Genomic DNA, 12,100 nt, shown 5'->3' with positions numbered 1-12,100 from the left:
TCATGACAATGATTAATATCCCAAAGGTAAAGCTTGGCATAGTTGCTGTCAGTCGGGATTGTTTCCCCCTGGAGCTTAGCAAGCAACGAAGAAAAGCTGTTGTAGAGGCGTGTAAGAATGAGAAGATAGAAATTTTTGAAGCACAAACTGCTGTTGAAAATGAGAAAGATGTACTTAAAGCCTTGGAAGAATTGCAAATAGCAGGTGTAAATGCATTGGTTATTTATCTCGGAAATTTCGGACCGGAAGGACCAGAAACAATTCTTGCTCAAAAGTTTAGGGGACCTGCAATGTTTGTTGCAGCGGCAGAAGAGACAGAGGCTAATTTGATTAAGGGTCGTGGTGATGCATACTGCGGTATGCTTAATGCCTCTTATAATCTATCATTACGAAAGTTAGTTCCCTATATTCCTGAGTATCCTGTTGGTATTGCTGATGAACTTGCCGTGATGATTGGGGACTTCGAAAATATTGCCAGAGTCATATTAGGACTAGGAAAATTGAAGGTATTTAGTTTTGGACCGAGACCACATGATTTTTTAGCCTGTAATGCTCCAATTAAACCTCTATATGATGTAGGCATTGAAATTATGGAAAATTCAGAATTAGATCTATTTGAATCTTTTATAAAACATGAAAATGATCGAAGAATTCCTACAATCATAGAAGAAATGAACGATGAGCTTAAGGAAGGAAATGGTTATCCAGGGATACTTCCCAAACTTGCTCAGTATGAGCTGACACTGCTGGATTGGATGGGAAATAATCTTGGGGCATCAGAATATGCTGTATTTGCCAATAAATGTTGGCCAGCTTTCCAGACTCAATTCAAGTTTGTTCCCTGTTATGTAAATTCAAGACTGGCGGCTAAGGGAATTCCTGCAGCTTGTGAAACCGATATTTATGGTGCAGTAAGTGAATACATTATTACTTGTGCGACGCATATGCCTGCTACCTTACTTGATATTAATAACAGCGTTCCCAAGGACATGTATGATAAGAATAAGGTGAAGTTTGCCAAGTATCAACTGACCGATCTCTTCATGGGTTTCCATTGTGGAAATACGCCTTCTTGCTGTATGAAAGATTCGGCGATGAAGTATCAACTCATCATGCATAGATTATTAGAACCAAGCAAAGAGCCTGATATTACCAGAGGAACGTTAGAAGGAGCCATAAGACCAGGGGATATTAGCTTATTTCGCCTTCAAAGTACATCTGACTGTCAGCTGCGAAGTTATATAGCCAATGGGGCAATAATAGACGTGGATCCTAAATCCTTTGGCGGTATTGGCATTTTTGCCATACAGGAAATGGGTAGATTTTATCGCCATGTATTAATCGGTAAGCAGTTTCCTCACCATGCAGGCGTTGCCTTTAAGCATGCGGGTAAAATTCTCTTTGCAGCAATGAAGATGCTCGGTGTGGCGGATATTGCTTTTAATCAGCCACCTTCTATGATGTATAAAGACGAAAATCCTTTTCAGTAAAATACGGTATATGGTTGGTTGAATTCACTTTTTAAAAATTGTTATTTAGGTTAGCAGGCGAATTTGCTAGAGAAAGTAGGTGATGGAGAGTTAACAAGAAGTAGTGGATTGAGGCTGCCAAGAATAAAAAGAAGGGGAGATTTCAATGAAAAAGGTAGTAGCTTTTTTTCTGATGTTTGCCATGGTATTAATGTTGACCGCATGTGGTTCAAGCCCTAGTACAGCTCCCAATAGCTCCGATAAGAAGAAAGTAGGTATTGCAATGCCTACGAAGTCGTCATCTCGATGGATAGCAGATGGTGACAATATTGTCAAACAACTAAAAGCAAAAGGATATGAAACGGATTTACAGTATGGCGAAGACAATGTTGAAAACCAGCTTGCACAAATTGAAAATATGATTACAAAAGGGGCTAACGTATTGGTAATCGCCAATATCGATGGTGAATCCTTAACAACGGTATTGCAAAAAGCCAAAGATAAAAATATTCCCGTTATCGCTTATGACCGTTTGATTAAAAAGACTGCAAATGTAGATTACTATGCAACTTTTGATAATTTTCAAGTTGGAGTTCTTCAAGCTGCTTATATTGAAAAAAGCTTAGGCTTAAAAGAAGGTAAAGGTCCATTTAATATTGAGATCTTTGGCGGTTCACCGGATGACAATAATGCGTATATGTTTTTTGATGGTGCGATGTCAATTTTAAAGCCTTATATTGAATCGAAGAAACTAGTTGTAAAAAGCGGGCAAATGGACATGGGGGTCTGTGCTACATTACGATGGGATGGCGCTACTGCTCAGGCAAGAATGGATAACCTGCTAAGTAAGAACTATACGGGAACAAAAATAGATGCGGTTCTATCTCCTTATGATGGTATTAGTATCGGCGTTCTTTCTTCCTTGAAGGCAGTTGGATATGGAACGCCAGCGCAGCCAATGCCGATCGTTACGGGACAAGATGCGGAAGCCCCTTCCATTAAATCTATTATTAAGGGTGAACAAGCTCAAACAGTATTTAAAGATACTAGGGATCTTGCTAAAGTAGCTGTTGATATGGTAGATGCAGTACTTAGCGGTAAAAAAGCAGCAACTAATGATGATAAGACCTACAACAATGGTGTTAAAGTGGTGCCTTCCTACTTATTAGTTCCTGTTTCTGTTGATAAATCAAATTATGAAAAAGTATTGGTTGAAAGTGGATATTATACTGCAGATCAACTTAAATAGTAAACAGCAGAAAGGCCAGAATGATTTAGTGATGACTATAAAGTCATTACTAAATCACTCTATGGCCGAGTTTAGAGAGTGATATGCAAGGAGTTGAGGATACATGGAAGATGTCATTTTAGAAATGATCAATATAACTAAAGTATTTCCAGGTGTTAAAGCTCTAAATAATGTGAACTTACAAGTACAAAAAGGTGAGATTCATGCATTAGTTGGGGAAAATGGTGCGGGAAAATCAACCTTAATGAAAGTATTAAGTGGCGTATATCCTTACGAGACTTATACGGGGGATATTCGTTATAAAGGGAAACGATGTGAATTCAAAAATATTAAAGAAAGTGAAAAATTAGGCATTGTTATTATTCATCAGGAATTAGCCCTCATCCCGTATCTATCGATCGAAGAGAATATATTTCTTGGTAATGAACAAGGCAAACATGGTCTTATTGACTGGCATGCAACTACTATGCATACTCAAAAGCTGCTGGCAACAGTGGGGCTCAAAGAATTGCCAAGTACTTTGGTTACCAATATAGGCGTTGGTAAACAGCAATTAGTGGAGATTGCCAAAGCCTTATCAAAGGAAGTTGAATTGTTAATTCTGGATGAACCCACGGCAGCATTGAATGAAGATGATAGTGATAATCTCTTAGAATTATTGTTGGAATTTAAAAGACAAGGAATATCCTCGATTATTATTTCACATAAATTAAATGAAATTTCAAGAATTGCTGATTCCATCACTGTGCTGCGTGATGGAGCTACCATTGAAACCTTAAATGTAAGAAACGATCATATTACAGAAGAGCGAATTATCAAAGGCATGGTAGGACGAGAACTAACTGAGCTATACCCTAAACGAGATTCAGCCATTGGCGAGATCATCTTTGAAGTTCAGAATTGGACTGCATACCATCATCTACATAGTAGCCGTAAAGTGATTGATCATGTTAACTTTCACGTTAAACAAGGTGAAGTTGTAGGAATTGCAGGACTCATGGGGGCAGGGAGAACAGAGCTTGCTATGAGTATTTTTGGCAGATCCTATGGGCAAAAAATAAGTGGACAGATCTATAAGAATGGGGTAGAAGTACATTTGAAAAATGTAAGCCAGGCGATTGAGCAAGGTATTGCATATGTAACAGAAGATCGAAAACAGTACGGTTTAATACTAAATAATGATATTAAACGAAATATTACCTTGGCGAATTTAAAAAATATCGCAAACCATTCTGTAATTAATGAGAATAAAGAAATTTTGGTGGCGGAGAAAAGTCGTCAGCAGATGAATATTAAATGTTCTAGCGTTTTGCAAAACACTGTAAATTTGAGCGGTGGAAATCAGCAAAAAGTTGTTTTGAGTAAATGGATTTTTACAGAGCCAGATGTTCTAATTTTAGATGAACCTACCCGGGGAATTGATGTAGGAGCTAAATTTGAAATTTATAGCATCATTAATAAGCTGGCTAAAGATGGAAAAGGCATTGTATTGATTTCTTCAGAACTTCCTGAATTATTGGGAATGTGTGATCGAATCTATGTTATGAGTGAAGGCAGCATTACTGGAGAACTTGCAGGGGCGGAAGCATCACAAGAAAGAATTATGCAATATGTAATGAGCAAATAAAGGAGGGATCGTCATGGAAACTCTAAAGCAGATGTTTAAAAGTAATATTAGAGAATATGGTATGGTTATTGCATTAGTGTCGATTGTACTATTCTTTGAAATTGTCAGCAAAGGTGTACTCCTACAACCGCTAAATGTAACCAACTTAATTCAGCAGAATAGTTATATACTCATATTGGCGATCGGTATGCTGTTAGTGATCGTTGCTTTTCAGATTGATTTATCTGTAGGATCTATCGCTGCTTTTGTTGGTGCCGTTTCTGCAATTTTGATGATCGATTATCATATTGGTGTTGTGCCTGGAATATTGATTTCTTTGCTGATAGGAGGTCTTGCTGGAGCTTTTCAAGGATATTGGGTTTCCTATTTTAAAATCCCTGGATTTATTGTTACATTAGCAGGAATGTTAATTTTTAGAGGGTTAACTATGACTGCTCTAGAGGGGCAATCAAAAGCTCCTTTTCCAGAGGTTTTTCAGAAAATGAGTAATGGATTTATACCCGATATATTAAGTGGAACATCTATACATATTACAACCCTTGTGGTTGGGATTATTTTGACATTGGTATATATTTTTTTTGAATTAAGTCATAGAAAAGCTAAGCTAGAGTATAATTTCGAGGTAATCCCGGTACAGTTTTTAGTTGCAAAATTAGCTTTTGTTGGCATAGCAATTAACTGGTTTATGTATTTGCTAGCCTCATATAAAGGAATTCCTAATGTGTTGATATTATTATTTATTCTAATTGTATTTTATACCTTTATAACGACTAAAACAGTGGTAGGGCGTCATATTTACGCATTAGGCGGTAATGAAAAAGCGGCAAAGCTATCAGGGGTTAAAACCGAACGTATTGTATTTTGGGTTTTTGTAAATATGGGAGTATTATCAGCCCTTTCGGGTCTTGTTTTTGCAGCTCGCCTTAATGCAGCAACACCAAAAGCAGGTACAGGTTTTGAATTAGATGCGATTGCTGCTTGTTTTATTGGCGGAGCCTCCACGGCAGGAGGAATTGGTGTTGTTATGGGGGCCATTATTGGTGGGCTGGTTATGGGGGTTATGAATAATGGAATGTCTTTAATTGGAGTTACCATTGATATGCAGCAGACCATTAAAGGCTTAGTATTATTATTAGCTGTAGCTTTTGATATTTATACAAAATCAAAACAAACATAAGACTTATCATGTAAGAGCAGTCGAAGCAATTCTCTCATTAGTAAATTTCTCTTATGTAGTAGAAGTATAAATCATTAATTAAAAATTTAATTAGGCATTTTAGCTTTTGATATTATATAATGATTAAATAAATCTTTCATGTCTTTGATATAGTAAAAAGCAAATGAATATAAAGGGTGTCTATAAAAATATTGAAAGCAAGAGTGTAGGTGTTTTATGGAAGGTGTAAATACGATTAATTCAAAAGCTGTAGGTGGAGGGGCAAATGAATCACTAATTATTAATGCGATTCGTAGACGGGGCCCAATATCTCGTGTTGATATTGCAAAATTAACGGGTTTAACAGCACCAACTGTAACCAATATATCAAGTAAACTTATTGAAAATGGATTGATTCATGAGTATATGGTTGGTGAATATAGTGGAGGCAGGCGTCCTGTGCTGCTTAAAGTTCATTCCGAAATAGCGAATATGATTATTGTAGATATTCGCTCCAAGGAAATGATCGGTTATCTGATCAATGGAGGCTTAGAGATAAAGGAAGAGATATGTCATGATATTCAACATCTTAAGGAAGAAAAGATTTTGTCTTTTTTGGAAAATACAATTGCGCAATGCTATGCTTCAGAGGATGGCAAATTGGCCTTAGCGATTGGTATAATTGTACGAGGACCTGTTATGTCCAAAGAAGGGCTTTCCTTATTTTCTCCTAGTGCTGGCTGGCGCAATGTTCCACTAAAATATCTTGTAGAAAAGCAGTTTCAATTGCCCGTTTTTGTTGAGAATGATATGCGTGCTATGGCATTAGGAGCCTATCACTATGGTCCATACCGCGATATTAAAAATGCAGTTTTTCTGGGAGTCGGGGGTGGAATTGGCTCCGGCATTATTTTAAATGGTGAACTATATCGAGGCTTAGGTGATAGTGCAGGGGAAATAGGTCATACGGTTGTAGATGTTCATGGTCCTTTATGCAGCTGCGGAAATCACGGATGCTTAGAAGCCATGGCATCTGAGACCGCATTGGTAAGTAGTATGATTCAGTCAATTACCGAAGGCAAACATTCTGTAGTATCAGATATGGTAAAAGGCAATCTAGATGCCATTAGACCAAAACACATTTACGCTGCGGCTGAAGAGGGAGATCTGCTCTCAATAAATACTCTCCAGCAAATTGCTCAATATATTGGTATGGGTGCTGCCAATATCATTAATATTTTTAATCCCCAGCTGGTGCTCATAGGCGGGGGCATTGTTAAGGGACGAAGATTCATAGAGGAGACAATCATGCAAGTTATAAAAGAAAAAGCGTTAGCAAGCTGTTATTCGTTAGCTCGCATTGAGTTTTCCTCGGAAGGCAGGCAAGATGCGCTAAAGGGCATTGTTGATGTGGTAATGGAAGGGATTTATTTACGGTAATATGACAAAATGCTCTCTATGTTGGCAGGGGTGTAAAAAGTACCCTAAAAACTGCTCATATAGAGAGCTTTTTGCTAAGCAAATTTCCTCATAGACTAGCCTAAACACCTTTCACCCCTTGTCTCTTTTTCTGTTTAAATATTGATTTTATTTAACAAGAAAAAATTACCAATTTTGGAACTCTATTGTGTATAATAAAGAAGTAGTAGAAAAACTGAGTGCTAGGATGGTGCAATATTGGACTTTTTTCGCAAGTTACTTAAGATAGAAGATATACGTTCAAAATTGTTATTCTATTTTTTCACTCTTATTTTACTGCCCATTGTGACACTTGGAGTATTAGGTAATGTTATCTATAGCAAATCGATTGAAGAACAGGCCAATGAACATACAGAACAAATGATTGAGCAAGTCACTCGCAACGTTGAGTTTTATATTCATGATATGGAAAATATAGTATCGTATCTTCTGGGAGATCCTCAGATCATTGCATTTTTACAAATTACGAAAGAGGATGAGAAAGAGGCATTGCTAGAGAAGGAAGTTCGGCGAATTTTAAGCACGTATACCAATGTGCATCCAGAAATTGCCGGAATACTCATTGTAAATGAGAATAATCTGTATATTAGTAATGAAATGCATCGAATTTCACGTGATCCTCTTACGGATGAAAATTGGTACAAAAGAGCAATTCTATCTCCTAATGCAATGCAATTATTTAGTAAACCGATTGGCCGCAATATAACAACAACTCTAAACTATAGTGCAGATGAAGTAGTTTCGATTGCAAAAGCGGTTATTGATCCGAAGACCAGTCAGCGTCTTGGTGTCATACTGATTGATCTGAAATTGAATAAAATTAAAGAAGTAATTGAGACGATTACATTGGGGAAAAATGGCTTTTTGTATATTATGGATGCAAATGGTGGAATTGTATATGCACCAGTCAATCCAATTGTATATCGCGTAAAAAATGAGTGGTTCAATCCTTCTGTCAATAATATTGTTAAAACCATTCAGGGAAGTGAATTTCAGATTATCTATAAAGATTCAGCTTATACAAAATGGAAGACTATCGGTGTTTTCTCTCTTAGCGAGACGCTAAAAGAGGTAACGATTCTGCGTCATTACTCCATACTTATTGGGCTTATCACCTTAATATTAGCAGTAGCCGCCGCCTTCTTTTTTACTGCTTCCATTGCCAAACCTTTAAGTAAACTTCGCAGTTTAATGAAAAAAGCTGAGGAAGGTGATCTTAGTGTGCGATTTAACAGTAAATATAACGATGAAATTGGACAGCTTGGTAAAAGTTTTAATACGATGATCAAAGAAATTAGTAATTTGGTGGATATGGTATATACAGAACAAAAACGAAAACGAGAAGCAGAGCTGAAAACTTTGCAAGCTCAAATAAAACCACACTTTTTGTATAATACTCTTTATACGATTCAGTGGATGGCTGGAGAACATGGTGCACAGGAAGTGGTTCGTATTGTGGGGGCACTTGCAAACTTATTCCGCATTGGTTTAAGTAAAGGGAAAGAGATGATTCCAGTTCACGAAGAATTAGAGCATGTACGGAGTTATCTAATGATTCAGAAAGCTCGTTATGAGGATAAACTGATGTATGAAATAAATTACGACGAAGATTTATTAAATTACAAGGTACTTAAACTGATATTACAACCTCTTGTTGAAAATGCAATTTACCATGGTATTAATGCGAAAAGAGGAGGTGGAACCATCACCATTACCGCTCGTATTGATAAGGAAAAATTATTTTTTAGCGTAGTCGATGATGGTATTGGCATGAAAGCGGAAAGACTCGAAGACTTAAGAAAGTCATTAGATAATCAGCATGGAGAGGCAGCAAGGAATGGCTTTGGGATCTTTAATGTTAATGAACGAATTCGTTTATCGTTTGGTTTAGAATACGGTTTACGATATACTAGCGTGGATCAAGAAGGTACGAAGGTAGAAGTTTGGCATCCAATATGTTAAATAGGGAGTGGTTCGATGTTGAAAGTCGTAATCATCGATGATGAGCCAAAGATTCGCCGTGGTCTCAAAAGTCTAGTTGAGAAAGCAAGGCTTGATTTGGAGGTTGTAGGTGAGGCTGAAGATGGAGAAATGGCATTGGAAATGGCGAGAAAAACCCTTCCAGACATTCTACTAGTTGATATATGCATGCCTTTTTTAAATGGATTGCAGTTTATTGAACAAATAAACTGCATACTACAAGATTGCATCATCATTGTCATTACTGGACATGATGAGTTTTCTTATGCTCATAAGGCAATTAAGTTGCAAGTATTTGATTACTTATTAAAACCTGTTTTTGAAGAACAGTTGGAAAATGTGTTAAAACGAGCTAAACAGCAATTATTAAATTCTCGCCTGCAGAATCATTATTTAAATTGGACCAATCAAGAAACAAAAAAGCATTTGCCGCTGTTAAGAGAAGCTTTTTGTAAGGATTGGGTAACTGGCCTATTAAGTGAGGGATACATTAGAGATCAGCTCTCCTTTTTAGAATTAGATTTTTCGCCAATATCCGGAATGATTGCTCTGAAAGTGGCTGGACAGTACACCCGTGGGCAGCTTCTCAAAGATTGGGATCGAGAATTGCTGGTGTTTTCCATAGAAAATATTTGTAAAGATTTATTAGAGAAATGGCAGCCTTATATCATTTTTCATGATAGCGCGGATCAGCTGATTGCGATAACACCCATTCTTAATCCAAGTGATTGGTATGAACTTAGTGCTTCTTTACAGCAGGTTATTGAGCAGAATTTAGAGCAAGTCGTAATTGTCGCTCAACAACCATTAATGGATTTACTAAGTAGTGTTTCCGCCGTTTATCATGAATTAACCTTAGAGCTAAACCGTAAGGTTAGTTATACTCCCGCTGTACTTCTTTCCCAGAAGCACATAGAAGCCAATTATTACAAGGAAGACTTTTCACTTCAGAATCTAGCGGAAATGATTAAGATTAGTCCTACGTATCTAAGCCGTTTATTAAAAAATGAAATTGGTGTTTCTTTCGTCGAGTATTTAACGCAGGTGAGAATCGAAAAAGCCATTCAAATGATGGGGGATCCTACGATTAAACTGTATGAAGTGGCAGAAAGAGTAGGATACAGTAATCAACATTATTTCAGTAATACCTTTAAGAAAGTCGTGGGATTATCTCCGGCAGAATATCGTAAAAAAGGCAACTGGCGGTGAATTGGGTGTTTAGAGTCAAGCAGAGTATGATTGTTCTTTTGGTTACAATGACAATGATGGCAGGGTGTTATCATCCATCAAGCCAAGTAGCAAGTTCCGATCAGGTGAAGTTTGTAATTGGTGTTTCCCAGGCTAATTTAGTTGAGCCTTGGAGAGTGATTATGAATGAAGAAATCAAAGAAGAAGCACTAAAACATGCAGATGTTAAAATCGTTTTTACAGATGCCGTACAAAACAGTGATAAGCAGATTCGAGATGTAGAAGAACTGCTGGAAGCGGGAATTGATTTATTAATTATTTCACCCAATGATTCTGCGGATCTGACACCAATTGTAGCAAAGGCTTATAAAAAGATTCCAGTCATTGTATTGGATCGAGCAGTTGAAGGATATGCGTACACATTATATATCGGACCTGATAATAAATCTCTTGGTAAAGAAGCAGGGAAATACATCGCAGATCTATTGCATAATGGCGGGAATGTAGTAGAAATTCAGGGGCCAGCAGGATTACCTTCTCTTAAAGAAAGAAGTGCTGGATTTCGGGAAGTCCTGGGACAGTATAACAATATTAAAATTGTTGCAACTGTAATTGCTGATTGGCAAAGAGACAAAGCAGAAGATGAAATGGAAAAACTGCTGCAGCAGTACCCCCAGATTGACGTTGTTTTTGCTCATAGCGACTATATGGCGCTGGGGGCTTACAAAGCTGCAAAAAAGCATGGGGCTAATGGAATACAGTTTGTTGGAGTAGACGGTTTTTCGGGTCCTAATGGGGGATTGCAATTGGTAGAAAAAGGTATATTGGAAGGGACATTTACTTGTCTCACAGGTGGACGAGAGGCTATTTTATATGCTGTGGATATATTAAATCATGAGAAGGGAATACCAAAGAAGATTATCCCTCGGAGCAATAAAATTACCCGTTACAATGTCTTGGAATATTTGAAAGCAGGGAATGAACCTAAAAAAGAAAATCGAAGCAAAAAAATTGTATTGGGATTTTCTCAGCTTGGGGCGGAGAGCGATTGGCGCAGGGCAAATTCTCAATCCATAAAGAATGCAGCATTAGAGGCAGGTATTGAGCTTATTTTTTTAGAGGCTGATCAAAAACAAGACATGCAGATTCACGCCATACGATCTTTTATTACCCAGGGGGTGGATGTGATTGCTTTTTCTCCTGTTGTAGAAGGAGGCTGGGATGAGGTATTGGAAGAAGCTAAAATGGCAGGAATTCCTGTTCTTTTATCGGATCGAGCAATTAAACCTGATGATAATTCGCTATATGCTACTTTTATTGGCAGCGATTTTCTTGAAGAAGGGCGCAGAGCTGCCCGATGGCTCGTGGAAAAAAAAATAGCTAAAAAATCAGTCAATGTGATTGAATTGGAAGGAACAATTGATTCGGCGCCGGCTATTGATAGAAAAAAAGGATTTGCTGAAATTATTGCTAATTATCCTCAATTTCAAGTGATTTATTCTGCATCTGGCGATTTTACCGAGGCTGGCGGGCAGGAGATCATGAAAGCTGCGTTAGCCATATATGGCAATCAAATTCATGTTGTTTATGCTCATAATGATGACATGGCTCTTGGTGCCATTAAGGCGATTGAGGAATTTGGACTTAGACCGGGCAAGGATATTCTGATTGTCTCTGTTGATGCTACAGCAGCGGCTTTTAAAGCGATGATGGCAGGTAAGTTAAACAGTACTGTGGAGTGTAATCCTCTTCTTGGTCCCCAGCTTATGCAAGCGGTAAAAAGTTTGATGGCAGGGCGGCAGCTCCCAATGAGGATTATTACTTCTGAAGGCGTATTTTCTGCAGAAACGGCAAGGCAAGACTATCTGCATCGCAGGTACTAAAACAGTGCGGAAAAATATAAGAAATTACTGATTATTCTAAATACGAACAAACGCTGCCGCCTTATAATA

The 12,100-nt window shown here is 37.7% G+C and carries 8 protein-coding genes; all 8 read left to right on the top strand.

What is annotated here, in order from left to right:
• The first annotated feature begins 8 nt into the window (after window positions 1-8).
• Complete coding sequence (locus BMZ99_RS06455; protein ID WP_090934139.1) at window positions 9-1,490, top strand: L-fucose/L-arabinose isomerase family protein; 1,482 nt, start codon at window positions 9-11, stop codon at window positions 1,488-1,490.
• A gap of 145 nt (window positions 1,491-1,635) precedes the next feature.
• Window positions 1,636-2,718: a multiple monosaccharide ABC transporter substrate-binding protein gene (gene chvE / locus BMZ99_RS06450; RefSeq protein WP_090934137.1), complete on the top strand. Its 1,083-nt coding sequence runs from the start codon at window positions 1,636-1,638 to the stop codon at window positions 2,716-2,718.
• Window positions 2,719-2,821: 103 nt separating this feature from the next.
• A complete protein-coding gene (gene mmsA, locus BMZ99_RS06445) occupies window positions 2,822-4,345 on the top strand; it encodes a multiple monosaccharide ABC transporter ATP-binding protein (protein ID WP_090934135.1) in 1,524 nt (507 codons plus the stop codon).
• 13 nt (window positions 4,346-4,358) lie between these two features.
• Window positions 4,359-5,522, top strand: a complete 1,164-nt coding sequence (gene mmsB / locus BMZ99_RS06440; RefSeq protein WP_090934133.1) for a multiple monosaccharide ABC transporter permease — start codon at window positions 4,359-4,361, stop codon at window positions 5,520-5,522.
• A 216-nt stretch (window positions 5,523-5,738) separates the two neighbouring features.
• On the top strand, window positions 5,739-6,941 hold the full coding sequence (locus BMZ99_RS06435) for an ROK family transcriptional regulator (protein WP_090934131.1): 1,203 nt from the start codon (window positions 5,739-5,741) through the stop codon (window positions 6,939-6,941).
• 237 nt (window positions 6,942-7,178) lie between these two features.
• Window positions 7,179-8,942, top strand: a complete 1,764-nt coding sequence (locus BMZ99_RS06430; RefSeq protein WP_090934129.1) for a sensor histidine kinase — start codon at window positions 7,179-7,181, stop codon at window positions 8,940-8,942.
• A gap of 15 nt (window positions 8,943-8,957) precedes the next feature.
• Window positions 8,958-10,169 (top strand): response regulator transcription factor, encoded by a 1,212-nt coding sequence (locus BMZ99_RS06425; protein WP_090934127.1) that lies wholly within the window; start codon window positions 8,958-8,960, stop codon window positions 10,167-10,169.
• A gap of 5 nt (window positions 10,170-10,174) precedes the next feature.
• Window positions 10,175-12,031, top strand: a complete 1,857-nt coding sequence (locus tag BMZ99_RS06420) for a substrate-binding domain-containing protein (protein ID WP_090934125.1) — start codon at window positions 10,175-10,177, stop codon at window positions 12,029-12,031.
• Window positions 12,032-12,100 lie beyond the last annotated feature (69 nt).

Source organism: Pelosinus propionicus DSM 13327 (genome assembly GCF_900114615.1).
Lineage (GTDB): Bacteria > Bacillota > Negativicutes > DSM-13327 > DSM-13327 > Pelosinus > Pelosinus propionicus.
This window is presented reverse-complemented; position numbering and strand designations above follow the sequence as displayed.

What these genes read in the sequence shown, in the direction of transcription:
- BMZ99_RS06425 (WP_090934127.1), top strand. Translation starts at nt 8,958, where the DNA reads ATGTTGAAAGTCGTAATCATCGATGATGAGCCAAAGATTCGCCGTGGT.
- chvE (WP_090934137.1), top strand. Translation starts at nt 1,636, where the DNA reads ATGAAAAAGGTAGTAGCTTTTTTTCTGATGTTTGCCATGGTATTAATG.
- BMZ99_RS06435 (WP_090934131.1), top strand. Translation starts at nt 5,739, where the DNA reads ATGGAAGGTGTAAATACGATTAATTCAAAAGCTGTAGGTGGAGGGGCA.
- mmsB (WP_090934133.1), top strand. Translation starts at nt 4,359, where the DNA reads ATGGAAACTCTAAAGCAGATGTTTAAAAGTAATATTAGAGAATATGGT.
- BMZ99_RS06455 (WP_090934139.1), top strand. Translation starts at nt 9, where the DNA reads ATGATTAATATCCCAAAGGTAAAGCTTGGCATAGTTGCTGTCAGTCGG.
- mmsA (WP_090934135.1), top strand. Translation starts at nt 2,822, where the DNA reads ATGGAAGATGTCATTTTAGAAATGATCAATATAACTAAAGTATTTCCA.